At 74.2% G+C, this 23,846-nt stretch carries 19 protein-coding genes; 13 read left to right on the plus strand and 6 right to left on the minus strand.

Translation table 11 applies throughout. The features are described from left to right. Positions 1-317 precede the first annotated feature (317 nt). From GPA10_RS16355 to GPA10_RS16375, 5 genes are all read left to right on the plus strand, one after another. Positions 318-1,349: a helix-turn-helix transcriptional regulator gene (locus GPA10_RS16355; protein WP_157166162.1), complete on the plus strand. Its 1,032-nt coding sequence runs from the start codon at positions 318-320 to the stop codon at positions 1,347-1,349. A 42-nt stretch (positions 1,350-1,391) separates the two neighbouring features. Next, positions 1,392-1,880 carry a DUF456 domain-containing protein gene (locus GPA10_RS16360; protein ID WP_157166163.1) on the plus strand — a complete coding sequence of 163 codons (489 nt, stop codon included), beginning with the start codon at positions 1,392-1,394 and terminating at the stop codon, positions 1,878-1,880. Positions 1,881-2,049: 169 nt separating this feature from the next. Then, the gene (locus GPA10_RS16365; RefSeq protein WP_157166164.1) at positions 2,050-2,436 is read left to right on the plus strand and encodes a PPOX class F420-dependent oxidoreductase; all 387 of its coding nucleotides are present in this window, start codon (positions 2,050-2,052) and stop codon (positions 2,434-2,436) included. A gap of 116 nt (positions 2,437-2,552) precedes the next feature. Further along, positions 2,553-3,086 (plus strand): hypothetical protein, encoded by a 534-nt coding sequence (locus tag GPA10_RS16370; protein ID WP_058849299.1) that lies wholly within the window; start codon positions 2,553-2,555, stop codon positions 3,084-3,086. A 15-nt stretch (positions 3,087-3,101) separates the two neighbouring features. Beyond that, the gene (locus tag GPA10_RS16375; RefSeq protein ID WP_246259216.1) at positions 3,102-5,444 is read left to right on the plus strand and encodes an immunoglobulin I-set domain protein; all 2,343 of its coding nucleotides are present in this window, start codon (positions 3,102-3,104) and stop codon (positions 5,442-5,444) included. 162 nt (positions 5,445-5,606) lie between these two features. On the opposite strand, the gene GPA10_RS16380 is transcribed toward GPA10_RS16375, so the two are convergent. Together GPA10_RS16380 and rsgA are read right to left on the minus strand one after the other, a co-directional pair. Continuing rightward, positions 5,607-7,043, minus strand: coding sequence for a DNA-3-methyladenine glycosylase 2 family protein (locus GPA10_RS16380; RefSeq protein ID WP_343040956.1), 1,437 nt, complete (start codon positions 7,041-7,043; stop codon positions 5,607-5,609). 82 nt (positions 7,044-7,125) lie between these two features. After that, positions 7,126-8,274: a ribosome small subunit-dependent GTPase A gene (rsgA, locus tag GPA10_RS16385; RefSeq protein WP_157166165.1), complete on the minus strand. Its 1,149-nt coding sequence runs from the start codon at positions 8,272-8,274 to the stop codon at positions 7,126-7,128. 386 nt (positions 8,275-8,660) lie between these two features. Between rsgA and GPA10_RS16390 the strand changes: the two genes are divergently transcribed. From GPA10_RS16390 to GPA10_RS16400, 3 genes are all read left to right on the plus strand, one after another. Then, complete coding sequence (locus GPA10_RS16390; RefSeq protein ID WP_157166166.1) at positions 8,661-11,543, plus strand: glycoside hydrolase family 2 TIM barrel-domain containing protein; 2,883 nt, start codon at positions 8,661-8,663, stop codon at positions 11,541-11,543. A gap of 136 nt (positions 11,544-11,679) precedes the next feature. Beyond that, positions 11,680-13,119: a prenyltransferase/squalene oxidase repeat-containing protein gene (locus tag GPA10_RS42485; protein ID WP_343040957.1), complete on the plus strand. Its 1,440-nt coding sequence runs from the start codon at positions 11,680-11,682 to the stop codon at positions 13,117-13,119. A gap of 52 nt (positions 13,120-13,171) precedes the next feature. Continuing rightward, complete coding sequence (locus GPA10_RS16400) at positions 13,172-13,957, plus strand: hypothetical protein (protein ID WP_157166167.1); 786 nt, start codon at positions 13,172-13,174, stop codon at positions 13,955-13,957. A gap of 29 nt (positions 13,958-13,986) precedes the next feature. On the opposite strand, the gene GPA10_RS16405 is transcribed toward GPA10_RS16400, so the two are convergent. Beyond that, positions 13,987-14,412 carry an NUDIX hydrolase gene (locus tag GPA10_RS16405; RefSeq protein WP_058849304.1) on the minus strand — a complete coding sequence of 142 codons (426 nt, stop codon included), beginning with the start codon at positions 14,410-14,412 and terminating at the stop codon, positions 13,987-13,989. A 125-nt stretch (positions 14,413-14,537) separates the two neighbouring features. Here GPA10_RS16405 and GPA10_RS16410 point away from each other — a divergent pair, with 125 nt between their 5' ends. Then, positions 14,538-14,972 (plus strand): VOC family protein, encoded by a 435-nt coding sequence (locus tag GPA10_RS16410; protein ID WP_157166168.1) that lies wholly within the window; start codon positions 14,538-14,540, stop codon positions 14,970-14,972. A gap of 13 nt (positions 14,973-14,985) precedes the next feature. Here GPA10_RS16410 and GPA10_RS16415 read toward each other — a convergent pair whose 3' ends face one another. Together GPA10_RS16415 and GPA10_RS16420 are read right to left on the minus strand one after the other, a co-directional pair. Then, complete coding sequence (locus tag GPA10_RS16415; protein WP_157166169.1) at positions 14,986-15,744, minus strand: helix-turn-helix domain-containing protein; 759 nt, start codon at positions 15,742-15,744, stop codon at positions 14,986-14,988. A gap of 9 nt (positions 15,745-15,753) precedes the next feature. Continuing rightward, the gene (locus GPA10_RS16420; protein ID WP_157166170.1) at positions 15,754-16,713 is read right to left on the minus strand and encodes an AraC family transcriptional regulator; all 960 of its coding nucleotides are present in this window, start codon (positions 16,711-16,713) and stop codon (positions 15,754-15,756) included. Between the two features lie 179 nt (positions 16,714-16,892). Here GPA10_RS16420 and GPA10_RS16425 point away from each other — a divergent pair, with 179 nt between their 5' ends. After that, entirely contained in the window at positions 16,893-17,714 is an 822-nt protein-coding gene (locus GPA10_RS16425; RefSeq protein WP_246259283.1) for an NAD(P)H-binding protein, read from the plus strand. A gap of 481 nt (positions 17,715-18,195) precedes the next feature. On the opposite strand, the gene GPA10_RS16430 is transcribed toward GPA10_RS16425, so the two are convergent. Continuing rightward, positions 18,196-19,332, minus strand: a complete 1,137-nt coding sequence (locus GPA10_RS16430; RefSeq protein ID WP_343040959.1) for a YihY/virulence factor BrkB family protein — start codon at positions 19,330-19,332, stop codon at positions 18,196-18,198. A 17-nt stretch (positions 19,333-19,349) separates the two neighbouring features. On the opposite strand from GPA10_RS16430, the gene GPA10_RS16435 reads away from it, so the two are divergent. The 3 genes from GPA10_RS16435 (at position 19,350) to GPA10_RS16445 (ending at position 23,441) form a co-directional block, all read left to right on the plus strand. Beyond that, positions 19,350-20,984, plus strand: a complete 1,635-nt coding sequence (locus GPA10_RS16435; RefSeq protein ID WP_058849309.1) for an acyl-CoA dehydrogenase family protein — start codon at positions 19,350-19,352, stop codon at positions 20,982-20,984. Between the two features lie 382 nt (positions 20,985-21,366). Then, positions 21,367-22,686 carry a GAF domain-containing protein gene (locus GPA10_RS16440; RefSeq protein WP_157166172.1) on the plus strand — a complete coding sequence of 440 codons (1,320 nt, stop codon included), beginning with the start codon at positions 21,367-21,369 and terminating at the stop codon, positions 22,684-22,686. A gap of 185 nt (positions 22,687-22,871) precedes the next feature. Next, entirely contained in the window at positions 22,872-23,441 is a 570-nt protein-coding gene (locus tag GPA10_RS16445) for a GNAT family N-acetyltransferase (protein WP_058849311.1), read from the plus strand. Positions 23,442-23,846 lie beyond the last annotated feature (405 nt).

Raw genomic sequence — 23,846 nt, forward strand, 5'->3', positions numbered from 1 at the left:
CCGGAATCGGCTCCGTGACCCGTGTGCCTCTCCCCCTGCTGGCTCATCCCCCCATTGTCCACCGCGCAGCCCGTACGAAAACGGTGCATCCGGAAATCCACGGCGGAGCGGGGCCGGTGCGCAGCACGCCGGGCGGCCCCACCCCCCACGGGAGGACCGCCCGGCACCTGGGCACCTTGGCAGACCGCCGGGTCCAGCGGGGATGATGTTCACGGCGGGTTTACGCCGTGGCTCTTTCCCGCCACAGGCACGCGAACGCGCCATGACGATCGGAAGGCCGCGCCCACGGGAGGGCCATCGGGGAGGGACGGCTGCGCATGCTGGCAGCGATAGGGCTGGACGAGACGCACGAGGCGGCGTACCGCGCACTGGTGTCGGTGGGCGCGGCCGACGTGCCCGACCTGGCGCGCAGGCTCACCCTGGCCGAGCCGGAGACGGAGCGCGCGCTGCGCCGCCTGGAGCGGCACGGCCTGGCCGCGCAGGCCTCGGGCCGGGCGGGCCGCTGGGTGGCGGCGCCCCCGGGAGTGGCCCTCGGCGCGCTCCTCACCCAGCACCGGCACGAGCTGGAGAAGGCCGAGCTCGCGGCGACCCTCCTCGCGGAGGAGTACCGGGCCGGCGCGGCCGAACCCACCGTGCACGACCTGGTCGAGGTGGTGACGGGCGGCGCCGCGGTCGCCCAGCGCTTCCTGCAGTTGCAGCTCGGCGCGAGCCGCGAGGTGTGCGCCCTGGTGACGGGCAGACCGGTCGCGGTCACGGGCGTCGAGAACGACGCCGAGGAGCAGGCCGCGAACCGGGGCGTGCGCTACCGGGTCGTGATCGAGCGGGAGGTGCTCACGGCGTCCACCGGCCTCCTGGAGGTGTCGGCGGCGATGCGGCGTGAGGAGCGGATCCGGGTCGCCGACCGCGTACCGACCAAGCTGGTGGTCGCGGACGGCACCCTCGCGATGGTGCCGCTGACGTCGCGCACCGCGGAACCCGCGGCGCTCGTGGTGCACGCGAGCGGCCTGCTCGAATCCCTCACGGGCCTGTTCGAGGCGGTGTGGCGCACCGCCCTTCCGCTGCGTCTCGGCGAGGGCGGCGCGGTGCGCGAGAGCGGCGCCGAGGGTCCGGACGGCACGGATCTGGAGGTGCTCTCGCTGCTGCTCGCCGGGATGACGGACGCGAGCGTCGCGAAACAGCTCGACCTGGGCCTGCGCACCGTACAGCGCCGGGTGAAGCGGCTGATGGAGCTGACCGGCGTGACGACCCGGCTCCAGCTCGGCTGGCACGCCTACGAACGGGGCTGGGTGGCCCGGGAGGCGGCCGGTGCGGGGCGCGCCCCCACGGCCTCCGTGGGGGCGGCGGACTGACGCCGACCTGCGGTTCCGAATCCGCTCCTGCACCCTGAACAGATGGGAGCGTGGGAACTCCTGCTGGTCGGCGTGGTGATGCTGCTCGGCCTGTGCGGAGTGCTTGTGCCCGGCGTGCCGGGGTCCTGGCTCGTGTGGGCCGGGGTCCTGTGGTGGGCGCTCCAGGAGCCGAACGGGCTCGCCTGGAGCGTCCTGGTGGGCGCGACGGTGGTGCTGCTCCTTTCCCAGGCCGTGCGCTGGCAGCTGCCCCCGCGGCGGCTGCGGGAGTCGGGCGCGACCCACCGCATGGCCGCCTTCGCGGGCGGCGGCGCGCTGCTCGGGTTCTGCCTGGTGCCGGTGGTCGGCGCGCTGCCGGGGTTCCTCGGCGGCCTGTACCTGTCCGAGCGGGCGCGGCTCGGGGGGCGCGGGGAGGCCGTGACGGCGGTGCGGACGGCGCTGCGGGCCGGGGGGTGGAACGTGTTCGCGGAGCTGTTCGCGTGTCTGCTGATCGTGGGGGCGTGGGTGGGGGCGGTGGTCGCGGGCGGCGGGTGAGACGCCCGTACCCGCAGGGACGCCGGCAGACGGCCGGGACCACCGCGACCGCTTGCGGCAGACGGGAGCACGGCGACCTTCGCGGCGGACGGGAGCATCGTGACCGCTTGCGACACCCGTGCCGGGAGTGGGGATGTCCTCGGCGAGCGGCGCGTGCCAGCCTCGCCCCATGACCGAATTCAGCGCGGCCGAGCGCGCGTACCTCTCGTCCCGGCGTCTGGGCAGGCTCGCCACCGTCGACCCGCACGGGCAGCCGCAGGCCAACCCCGTGGGCTTCCACCCGCAGGACGACGGCACCATCCTCATCGGCGGCCAGGCGATGGGCACCACGAAGAAGTGGCGGAACCTGCTGGCCAACCCGAAGGTCGCGCTCGTCGTCGACGACATCGTGAGCGAACGGCCGTGGCGGGTGCGCGGCGTCGACATCCGCGGCGACGCCGAACTGCTCACTGGGCCGCACCAGTTGGGCCCGCACTTCAGCGAGGAGGTCATCCGCATCCATCCGCGGCGCATCCACAGCTGGGGGCTGGAGGGCCCCGGGGCGGGCGGGGTGTGAGGCGCCGGAGGGGGCGGCGTTGACACCGCAAGCCAGAGCGACTTAGGTATGCCTTACCTAAGTGGAGATCCGCTCCGGCGTGTCTCCCCCTGACACCCAGAGAGGTGCCGTCACCCATGCCCACCCGCACTCGCACCCGCGCCTGTGTCACCGTCCTCGCCGCCGCCGCGCTCACGGCCGCGTTCGCCGGTACGGCCGCCGCCGCCGACGTCACCGTCGAGCGCACCATCAGCGACGGCGGCAAAACGTACCGGCTCCAGCTCACCGGCCCCGACTCCGCCGCGGCCGCGGGCGCCAACGTCACGGTGTCCGGCAAGGGGTACAACACCGGGCAGGGCGTGTACGTCGGTCTCTGCGCGGTCTCCGGTGCGCCCGGCGCCAACAAGCCGACGCCGTGTCTGGGCGGCCAGGACCAGTCCGGCACGACCGGCGCCTCGCACTGGGTGTCCAACGTCGGCGGCGGCACGGTGCCGAACAGCTCCAGGTTCAAGGCGGGCGGCGCCTTCTCCGTGAAAATCCATGTGAAGGCGGACCTGGGCAACGGCCAGGTGTGCGGCGAGACGGTGGAGTGCGCGATCGTGACACGCGCCGACCACTTCGACTCCGGCGACCGCAAGTACGACGTGCACATCCCGGTCACCTTCCAGTAGGCGGGACGGCCACGCATGAGACGCAGCACGCCACGGACCGCGTCGGTGCCGGCCCTTGCCGTGCTGACCGCGCTCGCCGCGCTCTCCACCGGCTTCGTGCCCGGGGGCGCGGGACCGTCCGCCGGTTCCGGCGGGCACTCGTCCGCCGCCTCCGGTGACCACGCCTCCGAAGGCGACGGCGGCGGCGGTGACGGCGGCGACGGCGATCGCGCACACGCCGTCACCGCCACCGACTCCGACTCCGGCTCCGACTTCGGCTCCGACTCCGGCTCCGACTCCGGCTCCGACTCCGGCTCCGACTCCGGTACGGGCAAGCTCGGTTACCGCCGCACGGACGACTTCGCCACCGCGGGCAAACCCCTCGACGTCCTGCTCCACCCGGAGTCGCGGAAGCTGTACGTCGGCTCCGACAACGACCCGGCGACGCCGGACGTCAACGAGATGGGCCTGTACGTCCTGGACCGTACCCGCGGCACGGTGCGCGGCCACACCGCGACGGCGCCCAGCTCCACCGGCGAGCAGCGCCCGTCGGCCGTGCGCCGGATCGCGGCCCCGCTGCCGGGCGACGGCGTCGTCTTCCACTATCCGCTCAAGGGCCTCGGCACCGCCAAGGACGGCGACACCGCGGCGCGGGGCGTCTGGCTCACGGGCCCGACGGTGACCGACGTGGGCCCCGGCCCCGCCCCCGGCGCCGGCGGGACCGTCCTGGTCGCCCAGGGTGCCGCGCTCACGGAGGTCGAGACGGCCACCGGCACCGCCCGGCGGTCGTTGACCCTGCCGGGCGGGGGCCGGTTCGCCGTCGATGCCGCACGGGGGTCGGTGTGGTCGGCGGACCTGGCCGGGAACAAGCTGTACCGCGTCGACACCGCCTCCTTCACGGTGCGGCAGACCGTCCGACTCCCCGTGCGGGAAGGGTCGGAGGGCTTCACCGCCGTCGACCCGGCGACCGGTTCGGTGTGGGTCGGGCGGCAGGACGAGGTGACGGTGTTCGGTCCCGACGGTGCCGTGCGCGGGACCGTGGGCGGCCCCGACCTGGCAAGGGACGTGGCGTTCGACGGCCCGCGCGCGTACGTGGCACGCCAGGACGTCGGCGACCCGGACGCGCCGGACTACGACGGCCGGGGTTCCCTGACCGTCCTCGACACCACCACCTTGAAGCCGGTGGCCGAGCCGGTCCCGCTGCCGGGGAACGAGGCCCAGCTCGGGTCGGCGGCCGTCGCCGTCGCGCCGGGCGGGGCCGAGGTGTTCGTGACGAGCCCGGCCGAGGGCCTCGTCTCCCGGATCGAGCGCAACACCCCGCCGAAGGTCACCGAGTCCCCCGCCGACGCGACCGCCGACACCGGGGACCGCGTCACGTTCACCGCGCGGGCAGAGGGCGCGCCGGAGCCCTCCGTGCGGTGGCTGCGGAGCACGGACAGCGGACGCTCCTGGCAGCCGGTGGCGGGCGCGACCTCACCCTCGTACACCTTCAAGGCGCGCGCGGAGCAGGACGGGCAGCGCTTCCGCGCCGAGTTCACGAACGACGCGGGCACGGCCCGGTCGGAGCCGGCGACGCTGACGGTGCGCGCGGGTTCCGGCGGCACGGGCTCCGCGACCGGCCCCCAGGGGCAGCGCCTCACCGTCGCACCGGCGCGCGACCTGGCGGTGCGCAAGCAGAGGCTGACCGTGTCCGGCACCGGCTACGACCGGGGCAAGGGCGTCTACGCGGCCCTGTGCGTCGACAACGGGCCGGGCAGGACGCCGACGCCGTGCGTCGGCGGCGCGGCCACGGACGGCGCGTCGAAGGCGTCGGCGTGGATCACCGACGACCCGCCGCCGCAGGGAGCGGACCTCACCACGCCCTACGGCGAGAACGGTTCCTTCGAGGTCGTCCTGACGGTCGACGCGCGGGACGGCTCCACGGACTGCCGCAGGACGCGCTGCGTCCTCGCCACCCGTGCGGACCACACCCGCCCGGACGACCGTTCGCAGGACGTACGGGTGCCGGTGACGTTCGCGGACACCGGCGGGCCCGGCGACGGCGGGCCGGGGGACGACGCCCCGGGCGACGGCCGACCCGGCGACGAGGGCCCCGGGGACGACGGCGGCAGCCCCGACGGCGGTTCCGCAGGGCCCGGCTCGGGCGGTGCCGACGGCGGTGGAGCGGCCGGGGGCGGGGGCGCCTCCGACACGGCCGGTGACCCGAACTCCCCCGGACCGCAGGCGGGTTCGGACCCCGGCCCCGGTCCGGGCGGCAGCCTGGCGTCCACGGGCCAGACCGTCACCGGCGCCGCGGCGCTCGCCGCGGCCCTGACGGCCGCGGGCTGGTACGCGCTCCGCCGGGCGCGGCGGAACGCCAGGAGCCCGTCCGGCGCCTGAGGACGAGGCGCGGGGCACCAAGCCCGAGGCACCAGGCAGGAGACACCAGGCAGGAGACACCAGGCAGGAGGCATCAGGCGCAAGGCCCGGGGCGCGAGACACGATGCACGAAGCCCAGGGCCCGGAGCGCCAGGCCCGAAGCGCCAGGCCCAAGGCGCCGGTTCAGGCCGAGAGGGGGTGAGGGTCAGCGATCCGAGCCCCCTCTTCCGCCGCACGCCGGAGGTGCCGCAGCGCGTACGACCGCCACGGCCGCCACCCGTCGGACGACACCTCGCCGGGCACGGCGACGTCCGGGTCCCCGAGGGCCCGCATCCGGATGAGCGCGGCCACCGCCGGGCCGACGCCGGGCACCGCCAGGAGCTGACGCTCCGCGTCGTCGCGGTCCGCGCCCGCGTCGAGGCGCACGGCCCCCTCGGCGAGGGCGGCGGCGAGGGGAACCCGTCCCGCGAGGGCCTCGGGGGCGGGGAAGACATGGGTGAGGGTGGAGCACGGCGACGGCAGCGGCGTGCCGAACTCGACGACGAGACGGCGGGCCGCCGCGGGCCCGACCGCCGCCCGCACGGCGAACTCCTCCGGGTCGGCGGCGCCCGGTGAGCGCAGGCCGGGGCGGGCCCGGACGAGCGGGGCGAGGCGGGGGTCGGCGGCCAGGCGCTCGTCCACGGCGTACGGGTCGGCGTCCAGGTCGAAGAGCCCGCGCAGCCGCTGCACGGCGGTGGTCAGGTCGCGCAGGTCGCTCAGGTGCAGGCGGGCGTCGAGCCAGCCGCAGCGGTGGGTGTCGCCGCCGCGGCGCGGGTCGCGCTCCTCGACGGCGACGATCCCGGAGGCGTACGGCAGCCGCAGCGTGCGCCGGTAGGTCCGGGTGCCGCGCTCGCCGATGACGTCCTCGACGCCGGGCAGGGCCTCTTCGGCGAGCAGGTCGAAGACCGCGGTGGCCTGGTAGGGGCCGCGGTGGGCGAGGCGCAGCGGGATGCCCGCGGCGGGGGTGGCGCGGCCGCCCCCGCGTGTGGGCGCGGCGGCGCGCAGTGCGGTGGGCGTCAGGTCGTACACGGCCCGGATGGTGTCGTTGAACTGCCGTACGCTGGCGAATCCGGCGGCGAAGGCGATCTCCGTGACCGGCAGGCCGGTGGTCTGGAGCAGCACGCGGGCGGTGTGGGCGCGCTGGGCGCGGGCGAGCGCGACGGGGCCCGCGCCGAGTTCGGCGGTGAGCTGGCGCTGGACCTGGCGGGCGCTGTAGCCGAGGCGGACGGCGAGGCCGCCGACGCCCTCGCGGTCGACGACGCCGTCCCCGATCATCCGCATGGCCCGGCCGACGACGTCGGCGCGGACGTTCCAGTCGGCGGAGCCGGGTACGGCGTCGGGGCGGCAGCGGCGGCAGGCGCGGTAGCCGTTGCTCTGCGCGGCCGCGGCCGTCGCGTAGTAGCGGACGTTCTGGCGCTTGGGGGTGACGGCCGGGCAGCTCGGCCGGCAGTAGATGCCGGTCGTCGCGACGGCGAAGAAGAACTCGCCGTCGAAACGGGCGTCGCGGCTGCGCACGGCCTCGTACCTGGTGTCGGAGAAGGTGCTGTCGCCCCGGGAGCCCCTGGTGTCCTGATCGCTCACGCGTCCAGTGTGGGTCGGGCCCGGCGCCGGGGCCAGCGGAAATCGGACGTCACGTTCGTTCCCGCCGCCCCGGCGCCGCGGGTCAGCGCAGCCGGCCCCGCTTGGCCGCCATGGCCGCCCGGCCCTCGGCGCCGCGCCGCTTGTACTCGCGGCGCAGGTCGGCGCGGACGCGGGCGTCGGTCTTGGCGACGATGCGCTGGTTCTCGCGGATCAGCTTGCGGTAGCTGTCGAGGCGGCGCTCGGGCAGGGTGCCGTCGTCGAGGGCGGCGAGGACGGCGCAGCCGGGCTCCGCGACGTGCGCGCAGTCCTGGAAGCGGCAGTTCTCGGCGAGTTCCTCGATCTCGGAGAAGACCTGCCCGACGCCGGTGCCCGCGTCGTACAGGCCGACGCCGCGCAGTCCCGGCGTGTCGATGAGGACGCCGCCGCCGGGCAGGACCAGGAGGTTGCGGGTCGTGGTGGTGTGCCGGCCCTTGCCGTCGACGTCACGGATGGCCTGGACCTCCATGACGTCGGCGCCCGCGAGGGCGTTGGCGAGGGTGGACTTGCCCGCGCCGGACTGGCCGAGCAGCACCGACGTGCCACCGGAGACGACGGCGGCGAGCACGTCGACGCCCTCTCCGGTGGCGGCGCTGACGGGCAGCACCTGGACGCCGGGGGCGCTCGTCTCGACGTCCTCGACGAGGTAGGACAGGGCGGTGGCGTCCGGCACGAGGTCGGCCTTGGTGAGGACGACGACGGGCTGGGCGCCGGACTCCCAGCCGAGCGCGAGGAACCGCTCGATGCGGCCGAGGTCGAGCTCGGCCGCCAGGGACACCGCGATCACGGCGTGGTCCACGTTGGCCGCGAGGATCTGCCCCTCGGACCGCTTGGAGGAGGTGGAGCGCACGAACGACGTGCGCCGCGGCAGATAGTCCCGGACGTAGCGCGGGTCGCCGCCGGCCGGGTCCACGGCCGCCCAGTCGCCGGTGCAGATGACCCTGAGCGGGTCGTGCGGGGTGACGTAGGTGGTGTCGGCGCGGACGACGCCTTCTTCGGTGACGACCAGGTCGCAGCTGCCGCGGTCGACGCGGACGACCCGTCCGGGCAGCAGTCCGCGCTCCGCGTACGGGGCGAAGGCGGCGGCCCACTCCTCGTCCCAGCCGTAGGCGGCGAGGGCGGAGAGGCGGGAAGAGGCGGAGCACGCGGAAGCGGCGGAAGAAGCGGAGAACTGGGAGGAAGCGGAGGAAGTCAAGGGGAACCCTTCACAAGGGTGGCCCCGGCGTGCGCGCCGGACGGGCGCGGCCAAGAAGGCAGGAAGAGGAGGAGTCAGCCGGAGACCACGGAGGTGATGTGGACGGACGTCTGGATGCGGGCAGCACCCTTCGCAACGACAGCCATGAACCACACCTCCCGAAAATTCCGCTCGACCGGCCACGGCGGTCGTGCACCGCCGTGGAACGATCAGAACTGTAGCCCTCGCCTCCGAGGGCCCGCCACCCATTTGTTCGCCGTTCCGGCCACCGGTGTCACCCGAACGCGCCACCGTCCACGCTTCCGTCCCATCAGTTCATCAAGAATCCAACAACCCTCCGACGCAAAGAATTGAGCGGCACCGCCCGCACACGTTCTGATGGAGTCATGGAGCTCCCCTACCACGAGGACGTGTCCCCCGGCACCGGTGGTCTGCCGCCGCGAGCCTGGTGCGCCGGTTCGGACGCCGCCTCCCTGTCCCTGAACGGAAGCTGGCGGTTCCGCCTTTCGCCCGGCGCCTGCGGTCCTGACGAGTCGTTCGCCGCGGACGGGTTCGACGCCGCCGCGTGGGACGAGGTCGTCGTGCCCGGCCACTGGGTGCTGCAGGGCCATGGCGCGCCCCACTACACGAATCAGCAGTACCCGTTCCCCGTGGACCCGCCGCGGGTGCCGACGGAGAACCCGACCGGTGACCATCTGCGCTGTTTCGACCTGCCGGCGGACTGGCCCGCGGACGGCACCGCGGTGCTGCGGTTCGACGGGGTGGAGTCGTGCGCGCGGGTGTGGCTGAACGGGACGCCGCTCGGCGACTTCAAGGGCTCGCGGCTGCCGCACGAGTTCGCGGTCGGGCACCTGCTGCGCCCCGTCGACAACGTCGTCGCCGTACGGGTGCACCAGTGGTCGTCGGGGTCGTACCTGGAGGACCAGGACCAGTGGTGGCTGCCGGGGATCTTCCGGGACGTGACGCTGCTGCACCGGCCCGCGGGCGCCGCGGGGGACTTCTTCACGCACGCCTCGTACGACCACGAGGAGGGCACCGGCACGCTGCGCGTGGACTGCGACGTGCCGGGCAGGGTCACGGTGCCGGAGCTCGGCGTGGACGTCGCGACCGGCGAGGGCGTGACCGTGCCGGTCGAGCCGTGGACGGCGGAGCGGCCGCGTCTCTACGACGCGGTGCTCAGCACGCCGGGCGAGCGGATCGCGCTGCGCGTGGGCTTCCGCACGGTCGCGCTGACCGACGGGCTCATCACCGTCAACGGGCGCCCGCTGCTCTTCCGCGGCGTGAACCGGCACGAGTTCCACCCCGACCACGGCCGCGCCCTGGACCTCGCGACGATGCGCGCCGACGTGATGCTGATGAAGCAGCACAACATCAACGCCGTGCGCACCGCCCACTACCCGCCGCACCCGGCCTTCCTCGACCTGTGCGACGAGCTCGGCCTGTGGGTGATCGACGAGTGCGACCTGGAGACGCACGGCTTCACGGCGCTCGGCCGGGGCGGCAACCCCGTCGACGACGACCGCTGGACCCCGGCCCTCCTGGACCGTGCGGCGCGTACCGTCGAGCGGGACAAGAACCATCCGTCGGTGATCGTGTGGTCCCTCGGCAACGAGTGCGGCACCGGCCGCGGTCTGCGCGCGATGGCCGCGTGGATCCGCGAACGCGACCCGGACCGGCTGCTGCACTACGAGGGCGACCCGTCCTGCCAGGACACCGACATGTACTCGCGGATGTACGCCGACCACGCCGAGGTGGAACGCATCGGCCGGGGCGAGGACGGGGGCCCCGAGGAGCGGCGGCGGCTGCCGTTCGTGCTCTGCGAGTACGCGCACGCCATGGGCAACGGTCCGGGCGGGCTGCGCGAGTACCAGGACCTGTTCGAGCGCTACGACCGGTTGCAGGGCGGCTTCGTCTGGGAGTGGATCGACCACGGCCTGCGGCACCCGGAGTTCGGCTACGCCTACGGCGGGGACTTCGGCGAGCGGCCGCACGACGGGAACTTCGTCTGCGACGGCCTGTGCTTCCCCGACCGCACGCCCTCCCCCGGCCTCCTCGACTACATGCAGGTGATCCAGCCGGTGCGGTTCACCTACGACCCGGTGTCCGGCACGGTGTCGGTGACCAACCTGTACGACTTCGCGGACCTGTCGGAGCTCGCCTTCGAGTGGACGTACCTCATGGACGGCCCGGACCGGGCGGTGTCGGGCCCCCTCGACGTGCCGCCGGAGCTCGGCCCCGGCGAGAGCGTCGAGCTGAAGCTGCCGGAGCCGCCCCCGGCCGCGCGCGGCGCCGAGACCCGGCTGCACGTGAGCGCGATGATCTGCGAGGAGACCAACTGGACCGCGCTCGACCACGTGGTGGCGCGGGCCGACTTCGCCGTCACACCGCGCCCGCCCGTGCCCGTCGCCACCGGCGCGCGCCCGCGCCCCTGCGGCTACGACCTGGCTCTCGGCCCCGGCCGCTTCGACGTCCGCACCGGTGAGCTGCGGGCCATCGGCGACGTCACCCTGAGGGCGGCACCGCGCCTCGACGTGTGGCGGGCGACCACGGACAACGACGACGGCGCACCCTGGCAGCCCGACACCCGCTACGGCCCCCTCTGGCGCGATCTGGGCCTGGACCGGATGCAGCACCGCCTGAACGACGTGGAGTCGGGCGACGGCGCGCTCACCGTCCGCACCAGGGTCGCGCCCGCGGCCCGCGATCTGGCGCTGCGCGCCGTCCACCGCTGGACGTCCGACGGCGAGGCGCTGCGGCTCACGGTGTCGGTGACGCCGGAGGGCGACTGGCAGGTGCCGCTGCCCCGGCTCGGCATCCGGCTCGGGCTGCCCGCCGCCCTGGGGTACGCGCACTGGTTCGGCGGCGGCCCCGGGGAGGCGTACCCGGACACCGGCTCCGCCTCGTGCGTGAGCCGGTGGCACAGGGACGTCGGCGGCATGCAGACGCCCTACGTCCGCCCGCAGGAGAACGGGGCCCGCGCCGACGTGCGCTGGGCCGAACTGCGCACGCGCTCCGACGGCGAGGGGGTGCGGATCGTCGGCGACCCCGCGTTCTGGTTCACCGCCCGCCCCTGGAGCACCGAGCAGCTGGACGCGGCGGCCCACCGCACGGACCTGGTGCCGGGCGACACGGTATGGGTGCACCTCGACCACGGGCAGCGCGGCATCGGCACCCAGTCGTGCGGCCCCGGCGTGCTGCCGCAGCACGAACTGCGGGTGGCACCGGCGGAGTTCGCCTTCACCTTCACCACGGTCGCGCGGGAGCGGTGAGGGCCGCGCGACGGGGCCGCGCGGACCGCGGGACGCCCCGTCGCGGACCCTTCCTGACCCGGAGGAACACCGTGGTGGCCCCCTAGACTGGGAGGGACGGAGAACCACGCGGCGCCCTGGGGGGAGGGAACATTCCGTGTCACAGCAGCAGCTCCGCCGCACCCCCGTCCGGCCGGATCCGGGACCGCCGCCCCCGGACACCTCGCGGCAGGGGAGATTCGTGGGCTGGCTCGGCGGCTTCGGCTGCGTCGCCGCGGGCTACGCCGTGTTCCAGTCCCTGGTCGGGGTGTTGCCGCAGGAACTCTCCGCGGACGCGGCACGGTACGGCATCGCGGCGGTCAGCGGCGTCGGCACGAGCGCCGCAGCCTGGCTGGCCGCGGCGCTGCTGCGCGCCAGGGCGGTCGGCGACGACACCGGCACGGCGGGGCCGGCGGGCTCGCGGTGGACGACGGCCGCACGGCGGACGGCGGCGGGGCCCGGCGGCCCCGGCACCGCCCCCGACACCGGCCCGGGACCGTTCCCGGCGCTGGCCGCCGCGACGCACCGCACGCTCCTCGCGGACCTCGCCGTCCTCGACGATCCCGACCGCGGGCTCCTCACGGGCTGGCCGCACGCCCTCGACGAGCCCACCCTGCCGGTGCGGCCCACGCCCACGGGCACCGCGTACGGACTGCATCTGGTCCTCGAACTCGGCGTGCAGGACGGCCGTCTGAACCCCGCGGACCTGGTCGGGACGCTGTGGCGGCTGCGGCTGCCCGACGGCGGCTGGGCCGCCCGTTCGCAGGGGTCCGTGCCGAGGCCGGAGGTGACGGCCCTGGTGCTCGGCGCGCTCGCCCGCGCGGGCGCGGACCCGGACCGGCTCGCGGACGAGGCGGCGCGCTGCGCGGCCCGCTTCACGGCCGACCTGGAGCCGTCCGGCCTGGCCAGGACGCATGTGGTGACGACCGTCCTGCGGGGCCTGCTGCGCGCGGCGCCCGCATCGCCCGCCATCGCCCGGCTGCGCGACGAACTGGTCGACAGGACCATCACCGACCCCGCCCGGGAGAGCCGGCGCTGCTGGGGACCGACGCTGCGCCCGACCTCGGCGCATCCGACGCGGCCCTCGCCCGCGCACACCGCGCAGGCCGTCGTCGCCCTGGACCGGACGGCCCGCGTCCTCGGCGACGAGGACGTCAACAGCCGCTCCGCGCGCGAGGACGGCATCCGCTGGCTGCTGTCCTGCCCGATGCCGGCGCACGAGGGCTGCGCGGACCTGCTCAACACGCAGGAGGAGGTGCGCAGGCCGCATCCGCAGGACTCCTGGCGTCAGGAGGTCCTGTTCGTACGGCACTTCACCGCGGCGTGGATGGTGCGGGCGCTGCTCACCCGGGGCGCCTGGGACATCGCCGTCGCCGAGGGCCGCGAGGAGGCCTGGCGGGCGCTGCTGGCCGATGCCGTGGCGGGTGTGCTGCGCCAGCAGGACGAGGGCATCTGGAACTGGGACGGGCACGATCTCGGCCGTCCGCTGTGGATGACCTATCAGGGCCTTTCGGCGCTGCGCGCCCATGCCGTATGGATGTATCAGCCGGGCGCCTGAGCTCCGGCCTCGCGCCCCGGCGGGCGGGACGACCGAAAGGCGGCGGCACTGCATGGGTGGTCGGCACGTCCTGCGGGCCCGGACACTGCTCGAAGGGGCCCTGGACGGCCTGGCCGATGAGGCACTGGTGCGGACGGCGCGGACGGTCGTCGCCGAACTGGGCGACCCGGGACGCCTCTCCGCGCTCGTGGCGGAGCTCGCGGCGGGCACCGGCGACCCCTCGGGGTGTGCGCGGCTCTCGTACCGGCACGTCCTCGGCTTCGACAAGCTGCTCCTGATCGACGTCGGCACCCGGCACATGCTGCGCGCCCACGTGTGGCACCCCGGCGCGCACCGCGCGGCACGCGAGGACATCCACAACCACCGCTCGCCGCTCGCCTCCTACGTGGTGCGGGGCACCCTGGGCATGGAGCTGTACGAGACGGCGGGCGACGGCCCGCTCGCGGCGGCGCGTTTTCGCGAGTCGCTGTCGGAGGAGGTGCGGGACTGGCTCCTGGAGCCCGCCGGCCGTGCCCGGCTGCGGCTGACGCAGACGGCCGAGTACACGGCGGGCAGTGGCTACGCCCTGCCGTCGTACGCCCTGCACCGCGCCTGGTGCGCCTCGCCGGAGGCGGCGGTGACGCTGTTCCTGGAGACGGGGGCGGGCAGGCGCCGCTACACGGACGTGTTCACGCACACGGACGCGCATCCGGGGGCTGATGTGTACACGGGCGGTGGCGTGCCGGGGCGGCGCACACGGGCGATCTCCAAGAAGCCCTTGGAGGAGGCGGAGTACCTGGAGGAACTGCGGAGCCTGAGCGAACTCATCGACGGGAGGGATGAGTTGGCGCGCCCATGAGAGGGGGCGCGGGGTGTCGCGGTGGCGGGTCAGCGGCCTCGGAGCCTGTTGACGGCCTGTCGCACGATCTCGTTGTTGTAGTCGTCGATCTCCACCGTGCCCAGTTCCTCGGGGGTGAGCCAGCGGTAGTCCTGATCGGGGTGGGGCAGCGTCACGTCGAGGCTGAGGGGACGCACCAGGAAGTTGTCCTGCCAGTTCTTGACCTCGCGGCCCTTGTACCGGCTGACGAAGGACGACTCGCCGACCTTGCGGACGACGTGGCCGAGCAGGCCGGTCTCTTCCTTCAGCTCCCGCAGTACGCCGTCGCGTGGGCTCTCGCCCGGTTCGAGCTTTCCACAGGGCACCCCCCACACACAGGGCAGGAACCGCTCCGTCTCACTGCGGCGCACGAGCAGCACCCTGCCCCGGTGGGCGACGACGGCTGCTGCCAGATGGTTCTCGCCAGGGATACCCATGACACCACCGTAGCGAGGATTCGGGGCCCGGGACAGCCACGGACACCGCCCGCGCCCCGTCCGCGCGCCGGCGCGCGTCCGATTCCTTCAAGACCGCGTGCCGCCCGGCTGCCTACGCTCACGGCATGAACAGCAACGACACGCACCCCACCGCCGCCCCGTCCCCGGTCGCGCCCCGCCTCGACATGGTGGGCGTCGTCACGTCCGACCTGGCGGCGTCGCTCGCCTTCTACCGCAGGCTCGGCCTGGACTTCCCCGCCGGGTCCGAGGACCTGCCGCACGCCGAGGCCACCCTGGCGAACGGCCTGCGCTTCGCTCTCGACACCGAGGAGACCGTCCGCTCCTTCCACCCCGACTGGCGGTCGGTGCCCGGCGCCGGGCGGATCGGGCTCGCCTTCCACTGCGGTACGCCCGCCGGGGTGGACGCGGTGCACGAGGAGCTGGTGGCCGCCGGGTACCGCTCGGAGCTGAAGCCGTTCGACGCGGTCTGGGGGCAGCGGTACGCGACCGTGCTCGACCCCGACGGCAACGGCGCCGACCTGTTCGCGCCGCTCCCCTGACCTTCCCGGTGCCTCATCGCGCGGGCGGGGAGAGCAGGTCCGAAAGGCGCATGCCCGTCAACTCCTTGACGTCGCGGGCCAGGTGGGCCTGGTCGGCGAAGCCCGCCGCGGCAGCCGTGTCCGCGTACGGCCGTCCGGCGCGGGCCAGCGCGAGCGCCCGCTGGAGCCGCAGCACCCGGGCGAGGGTCTTGGGCCCGTACCCGAACGCGGGCAGGGAGCGCCGGTGCAGCAGGCGGGCGCCGATACCGGCGGCGTCGGCGGTCTCGGCGACCGAGTGCCCCGCGTTCAGGTACCGCACCACGCGGGCCAGGAGCGGATCGGGCGGCGTCCGGTCCGCGGCGCGCTCGGCGGCGACGGCCTCCAGGGCGGCGAGGGGATCGTCGGCCGCGTCGACGCGGGCGGTGAGGCGGCGGACCTCGGGGGCCCGCCACAGGTCCGCCAACTCCACACGCAGGTCCCGCAGTTCGTGCGCGGGGACGCCGAGGACGGCGGGGGCCGCGCCCGGGGCGAAGCGGACGCCCGCGTACCGTCGCGCGGCGTCACCGTCCGGGGGTTTCGTGAGGTGGGCGCGGGTGTCCGGGCCCGCGACGAACAGCCTGCCCTCGGTCCACAGCAGGTCCATGCAGCCGTCGGGCAGGACGGCCGCGCCCGCCGCCGACGCGGTGGCCGGGGCCGTCTTCGACCACACGACGGCGCCGGGCAGCACGCGGGAGGGCCGCTCGGCGTACGAGGCGCCGGGCGGGTCGTGGCGCGCGCGTGCCTCGCCCTTCATACCGCCAGGCTACGACGCGCCCGCGCGGTGGTCCTGCGGGCTGACCCCGTACACCCGCTTGAAGGCGCCGGACAGGGCGAAGGCACTGCCGTAGCCGACCTTGCGGGCGATGGCCGCGATGGTCAGTGCGCTGTCGCGCAGCAGGTCGGCGGCCAGCGCGAGCCGCCAGCCGGTCAGATACGTCATCGGCGGCTCGCCCACCAGGTCGTTGAAGCGCCGGGCGAGCGCGGCCCGGGACACGCCCGCCTCGGCGGCGAGGGAGGCCACGGTCCAGGGGCGCGCCGGATCGTCCTGGAGCAGCCGCAGGACGGGGCCCACGACAGGGTCGCCCATCGCCCGGTACCAGGCGGGCGCCGCCGCCTCCGGCCGCGAGAACCAGGCCCGCAGCGCCGCGATGAGCAGCAGGTCGAGGAGCCGGTCGAGGACGACGTCCTGGCCCGGCTCGTCCTTGCCGATCTCCTCGGCGAGGAACGGCGTCAGGGGGCAGTCCCACACGTCCGTGGGCAGGACGAGCAGCGGCGGCAGCGCGTCGAGGAGCCGTCCGGTGATCTCCCCGCGCATCTGGTACGTCCCGATCAGCATCTGCGCGGATCCGCCGCGCTGCCCCCACGCGCGCATGCCGAGGCCCGCGTAGTGGCCGTCGGGCGCGCCGTTGAGCGGGGTGCAGACCTGGCCCGGTCCGATCTCGGCGTACGGTTCGGTCCGCCGGTCGTCCGCCACGAGGTAGTGGCCGGGACCGCGGGCGACGGCCACGTCGCCGGGCCGGACGAGCCGGGGCTCGGCCCCGTGCCCGGCCTGCTCGCCCTGCTTGCCCTCCGGCACGATCCACGCCTCGCCCCGCACCATGATCATGACGGAGACGGGCGCCTCGTCCGCGATGCGGACCGCCCATGGCGGCTCGAAGCATGCGCGGATCATGAAGGCTCCGCGTGCTCGGGGGCCCTCGAGGAGGCCGGCGAGTACGTCCATGGGGGCAGCGTAGACGTACGCGTATGGGAGTGAGTCCTTCGAGGATGGCTCCTGGGCCGGGGCGGCAGTTGACTGGGGCCATGACCGACAACAGGACGCGTGAGACGACGCGTGACACGACGCGTGACACGACGCGTGAGACGACGCGTGAGACGACACGTGAGACGCCAGAGAACACGATGACGGTGCTGGTCACCGGGGCGACGGGGCGGGTGGGGAGCCGGGTCGCCGAGGCGGCGCGGGACGCCGGGCACGAGGTGCGGGCCGCGGCGCGTTCCGGCCCGGTCCTCTTCGACTGGACCGACCCGGCCACCTGGACGGACGCCCTGCGCGGCGCCGACGCCGCCTTCCTCGCCCACCAGCCCGACGTGGGCTCGCCCGGCGCCGCCGAGGCGGTGGGCGCGTTCGCCCGCCGTGCCGGTGAGCTCGGGGTGCGCCATCTCGTGCTGCTGTCGGCGCGCGGTGAGCACCAGGCGCACGCGACGGAGGACGCGCTCGCGGCGGCCGGGGTGCGCTGGACCGTCGTGCGGGCCGCGTGGTTCGCGCAGAACTTCAGCGAGGGGCCGCTGGCCGACGCCATGCGGGAGGGCGGGGAGCTCGTCTTTCCCGGGGGTGAGGTGCTGGAGCCGTTCATCGACGTGCGGGACGTCGCGGAGGTGGTCGTCGCGGTGCTCGGGGCCGGGGAGCGGTATGCCGGGCGGGTGCTGGAGGTGAGCGGGGGGCGGTTGTTGTCCTTCCGGGACGCGGTGGCCGAGATATCCCGTGCGGGTGGGCGGGAGTTCTCCTATGTGCCGGTGGCGGCGGTGGAGTACGGGGCGGCGCTTCGTGGATTCGGGGTTCCCGAAGGGGAGGTGGAATTCCTGATCGACCTTTTCGAGACGAATCTCGACGGTCGTAACGCGTATGTCTCCGACGGGGTGCGGGAGGTACTCGGGCGGGGCCCGAGGGAATTCTCCCGCTTCGTCGACGAGGGGGTGGCCGGGGCCGCCTGGAAGCGCTGAGCCTCTCCCCCACCCGCCCACCCTTCCCACGCTGCGCGCTCGCCCTCAAACACCGGACAGGATTTCCCCCACCCACCCGCCCTTTCCCGGCCTGACGGCCTTGTCCTCAATCGCCGGACGGGCTATTTCCCACCCACCCACCCCTTCAGCCTCAATCGCCGCACGAGCCGATTCCAGCCCGTCCAGTACTTGCGCACGAGCGCGCAGCGCGACGACGCAGGAACGACGCGCAGAAGACCGCACCCACTCCACCCAACTCACCGCACCCGCCCCACACCACCCAGCCCGTCCGGCGCCTGAGGACAAAGGGGCGGGCGGGTGGGAGGAAGCCCGTCCGGCGATTGAGGACAAGGCCGCCAGGCCGGGGAAAGGGCGGGTGGGTGGGGGAAAGCCTGTTCGGGGAGCTAAGGCGAGGGCGGCAGGCCGCGGAAAGGGAGGAAGGGAGGGGGCTGAGGCGGGGATCGGGGGTGTCCCCGGAGGTTCAGGGGGTGGGGCCCTCGTCGTGGCGCTTGGCGTGGTGGTGGGTGCGGAGACGGGACGTGACGTCGTCGGGGGGCAGAAAGCGGGACCAGCGTTCGGGGAACTCCGAGGGCATGTCGGGGTCCTCGGGATCCTCCGAGGCGCGCGCAGCGGCGGCACGGGCGACGAACTCGGCGGCCCGAGCCTCCCGCACCCGCTCATTGGCCTCCCGGGCGGAGGCGGTGGCAAGAGAGGGCCACACCCGGTCTATGGCGGCGTTCACCGCGGCACCGACGAGCACCGCGAACGCCGACACCCCGATCCACAGCAGCACGGCGACGGGCGCGGCGAGCGACCCGTAGATGGTGGGACCCTCCACGGTGCTGGTGAGGTAGATGCGCAGCAGGAAACTGCCGAGCACCCACATGCCGAGGGCGATCAGCGCTCCCGGCATGTCCTCCACCCAGGGTGAACGCACGGGCACCGACACGTGGTACAGCGTGGTCAGGAAGACGACGGACAGGATGATGACCACCGGCCAGTACAGGACCTGCACCACCGTCGCCGAACCCGGCACCAGCTTCACCACCGCGTCGGGCCCCGCCACCATCAGCGGCAGCGCCACGGAGCCGATGACGAGGGCGACGAGGAAGAGGCCGAAGGCGAGCAGCCGGGTGCGCACGATGCCCCGGGCGCCGTCGAGCCCGTACATGACGGTGATGGTGTCGATGAAGACGTTGACGGCGCGCGACCCCGACCAGAGGGCGAAGAGGAACCCTATCGAGATCACGTCGGGGCGTCCGACCTTCATGACGTCCTCCAGGATCGGCTGTGCGATCTCACGGACGCCCTTGTCGGACAGGATGGTGCGGGACGCCTCCAGGATGTTGTTCTGGACGCTGGAGATGGTGTCGGTGCCGGTCCACCGGTCCACGTACGCGAGCAGCCCGATGAGGCTCAGGAGCAGCGGCGGCACGGACAGGAGCGTGAAGAACGCCGCTTCGGCCGCAAGCCCGAGGACGCGGTACTCGATGCAGGAGTTGACGGTGTCCTTCAGCAGCAGCCAGGCGGTCCTGCGCTTGGAGACGTTGCGGTAGAGAGCGCGGGCCCGTTTCCAGCGGCCGTGTGGCCGCCCGGGTGTTTCTTTTGCCTGGTGCACCTCCTTACCGTAGCGGCATGGCAGCCACCACCCACACAGTGACCAACCAGGCTCCGCCCCTGGTGGGATATGACGTCTTCACGTGCGACCGTGCCCTCGTGGAGGGTGTCGAGCGGCACCTGGAGCCGGACCTGCTCGACGGGGCGCGTGGGGAGCTCTCCCTCCTCGGCCGCACCGCGGGTTCCGCGCAGGCCCAGGAGTGGGGAGCGCTCGCCAACGACAACCCGCCGGTCCTGCACACGCACGACCGGTACGGCAACCGCGTCGACGAGGTGACGTTCCACCCCGCCTGGCACCGGCTGCTCGGCAAGGCGGTGGCCGCGGGCCTCACCTCCGCCTGGAACCGGCCCGGCGGGCATGTGCGGCGCGCTGCGGGCTTCCTGGTGTGGACGCAGGCCGAGGGCGGCCACGGCTGCCCGGTGTCGATGACGCACGCGGCGGTGCCCGCCCTGCGCGCGGACCCCGACCTCGCCGCCGAGTGGGAGCCGAGGCTCACCTCGACGGTGTACGACGAGGGGCTGCGGCCCGCCGCGCGGAAAGCGGGCGCGCTCTTCGGCATGGGGATGACGGAGAAACAGGGCGGCAGCGACGTCCGTGCGAATACGACGCGGGCGCGGGCGCTCGCCGACGACGGCGCCTATGAACTCGTCGGGCACAAGTGGTTCTGTTCCGCGCCGATGTCCGACGGATTTCTCGTGCTCGCACAGGCCGAGGCCGGACTCACCTGCTTTCTGGTACCACGGGTCCTGGACGACGGAACGCGGAACGCTTTTGCCATCCAGCGGCTCAAGGACAAACTCGGGAACAAGTCGAACGCTTCCAGCGAGGTCGAATTCGACGGCACCTGGGCGCGCCGGGTCGGTGACGAGGGGCGCGGGGTGCGCACCATCATCGACATGGTGGCGGCGACCCGGCTCGACTGCGTCATCGGCTCCGCCGCCCTGATGCGGCAGGCGGTCGCGCAGGCCGTGCACCACGCCACGTACCGCGAGGCGTTCGGCGGCAGGCTCGTCGACAAGCCGCTGATGCGCAACGTCCTGGCCGACCTGGCCCTGGAGTCGGAGGCCGCGACGACGCTCGCGCTGCGCCTCGCGGCCGCGTACGACGACGGGGGCGAGCGGGAGCGGGCGTTCCTGCGGCTCGCCGTTCCGGCCGCGAAGTACTGGGTGACCAAGCGGTGCACCCCGCTGGTGGCGGAGGCCCTGGAGTGCCTCGGCGGCAACGGTTACGTGGAGGAGTCCGGGATGCCGCGGCTGCTGCGCGAGGCGCCGCTGAACTCGATCTGGGAGGGTTCGGGCAACGTGCAGGCGCTCGATGTGCTGCGTGCCCTGCAGCGGGAGCCGGCGGCCCTCGACGCCTTCCTCCAGGAGGTGGGCGCGGCGCGCGGCGCGGACCACCGTCTCGACGGTGCGATCAAGGCCCTCCTGACCGAACTCGCGGACCTCGACGGCATCGAGGCGCGGGCCCGGCGGCTCGTGGAGCGGATGGCGCTGGTGCTCCAGGGTGCACTGCTGGTGCGGTACGCGCCGCCCGCGGTGGCGGACGCGTTCTGCGCCTCGCGGCTCGGCGGCGACTGGGGCGCGGCGTTCGGCACGCTGCCGCACAGCCTGGATCTGGGAGCCGTGGTGGAACGGGCCGCCGTACATCTGTGAGGCGCCGGGGCCATCTGTGATGCGCCGGGGCGTCTCGGGTCCTGTCATGGCCACTGAGGCGGGCCGAGCGCTGTCACGGGAGTGGGGGCCTGCTGCTGTCACAGGGGTGGTGCCGCGCCGACACGGCACCACCCCCGGTTTTCAGGTCCCGACGGGACGCACGCCACGCGGAGCGGCGCACGGCCAAGTTTCAAACACCGCACGACTGTTCGCCAGAGTTGCAGAAGGTTGCAACCCTGCACGATGCACGTGAACTCTGCACGATGCACGTGGTCCGGGTTTGCACCACCTGAGGCAAGCACGTCCTTCCGCGCGCCGGGGAAGGGCACGATGGACGACGTGTCCCCCTCTGTCGGCGGGCTCGGAGCGGGAGGAACCGGTGATGAACACGCATGCGACGTTCGATCTCGAACGCCTGACGGCGGTGAACGCCGCGCAGGCCGCACGGCTGCTGCGTGAGGTGCGGGACGCGAGGATCGCGGGGCGGCATCCGCGGGTCGGCCCGCGGCCGGTGATCGGCGCGTCCTGGGACCGCATGCTGGCGAGCGGCGTCGACCCCGAACACGACTACCGCGCGGGCATGCTGAGCACCGACGAGGTGGAGCGGCGGCGGCAGTCGTCACCGCTGCGGCACGTCCTGCCGGTGCTGCGCGAGGGGCTCCTGTCGGTCGCGGACGTCGCGCAGCACATCATGGTCGTCGCGGACGCCGAGGGGCGGCTGCTGTGGCGCGAGGGCAACAGGTCGGTGCTGCGGATGGCCGACGGGCACGGCTTCGAGGTGGGCGCCGACTGGCGCGAGAGCATCGTCGGCACGAACGGCATCGGCACGCCCCTGGTGGCCCGGCGGCCCCTCCAGGTCTTCTCCGCCGAGCACTTCGTCCGCTCCCACCACCTGTGGACCTGCACCGGCGCCCCGATCACCGACCCGAGGGACGGGCAGTTGCTCGGCGTCGTGGACATCAGCGGGCCCCTGGACACCATGCACCCGGCGACTCTCGCCCTGGTCGGCTCGGTCGCCAAGCTCGCCGAGGCGCGGTTGCGGGAGCAGCATCTGACGGCCCTCGACCGGCTGCGTTCGGTGGCCGCGCCGGTCCTCGCCCGCCTCGACGGGCGGGCGGTCGCGGTGGACACGCACGGCTGGACGGCCGCGGTCACCGGCATGCCGCCGCCGGGGCGGCTCACGCTGCCCAAGTCCCTGGCGGACGGGCGGGCCTGGCTGCCCGCGCTCGGCAGGTGTTCGGTGGCGCCGCTGCCCGGCGGGTGGCTGCTGCGCTTCGACGACGGCGGCGGCGCCGGGTCGACCGAGCCGCACGGGGCGGCGCTGCCCGTCGCCACCCGGGTCGTGGTGGACGTCGGCGGTTCGCACCGCTGGACGGTCACGGTCACCGGCAGCGCGGGGTGCTGGACGCACGAGCTGACTCCCCGGCACGCCGAGTTGCTCTACCTCCTCGCGGTGAGCCGGTCCGGGCGGACGGCGGCCGGGCTCGCCGAGGATCTGTTCGGCGATCCGGGGCGCACGGTGACGGTCCGCGCGGAGCTTTCCCGCGTCCGCCGCTATCTGGGCGGGCTGCTCGCGCACCGCCCGTACCGCTTCCACGAGGACGCCGACGTCGAGCTCGTCCTGCCCGCCGATCCGTCCCGACTGCTTCCGCAGTCCCTGGCTCCCGCGGTGCTGCGGGCGCGGGCGGCTGCGGTGCCTTGACGGGGTGGGGTGCCCCTGGCCGACTGACACGAGTCACACCGTTCCGTACTGGCCCGTACTGGTCCATTCCGGTCCGTACTGGCCCGTGCCGGTCCATGTCGGTCCATGCCAGTCCGTGCCGGTCCGTGCTGATGGGCACCTTCCTCCCTTGGCCGGGTGGTGGCGCCCATGATTGCCTGACCGGCATGAGCATCACTGTCACCACCTGGTCCCTCGAACAGACCTCGCCCGCGGACCTGCGGCCGGCCGCCGCCCCTGACGGCGACGTACGGATCGTCCGGGCCGAGGTGCCCTCTCCGGAGTTCAGCCGGTTCCTCTACTCCGCGGTCGGCGGCGACATCACCTGGGTGGACCGGCTCTCCCTGAGCCACGGGCAGTGGCTCGAACATCTCGCGCGGCCCGGCGTGGAGACGTGGGTCGCGTACGACCGGGGCACGCCCGCGGGGTACGTGGAGCTGGACGCCCAGGACGACGGTGTCGTCGAGATCGTCTACTTCGGGCTGATCCCCGCGTTCCGGGGGCGGCGCATCGGGGGGCATCTTCTGTCGTACGGGGTGGCGCGTGCGTGGGATCTCGCTGAGCGGTGGCCCGGGCGGGCGGTCACCAAGCGGGTGTGGCTGCACACGTGCAGCCTCGACGGGGAGTTCGCCATGGACAACTACCTGCGGCGCGGGTTCCGTCTCTTCGACACGGAAGTCTCCCAGCAGCAGGAGCAGCCCACTCCCGGGCCGTGGCCCAACGCCCACCACGCCTGACGGCCCCCCGTCGCCCCGCCCCTCACCCTGCGGGCCTCCCCCCTCAATCGCCGGACGGACTCTTCCCCCACCCACCCGCCCATACCCGGCCTGACGGCCTTGTCCTCAAGCGCCGGACGGGCTGATTCAGCCCGTCCGGCGCTTGAGGACAGGGGGGCGGGCGGGTGGGGAAGAGCCCGTCCGGCGATTGAGGACGAGCGCGCGGCGCGACGCGGGAACGCGCGGAGCATCGCGTCCCGCCCGACCCAGCCCGTCCGGCGCTTGAGGACAAGGGGGCGGGCGGGTGGGGAAGAGCCCGTCCGGCGATTGAGGACAAAGGGGCGGGCGGGTGGGGGAAAGCCTGGCCGGCGATTGAGGACGAGGCCCGGAGGGGCGATAAAGGAGGAAAGGGGGCGTAGCCGCCAG

Source organism: Streptomyces typhae (assembly GCF_009755605.1).
Lineage (GTDB): Bacteria > Actinomycetota > Actinomycetes > Streptomycetales > Streptomycetaceae > Streptomyces > Streptomyces typhae.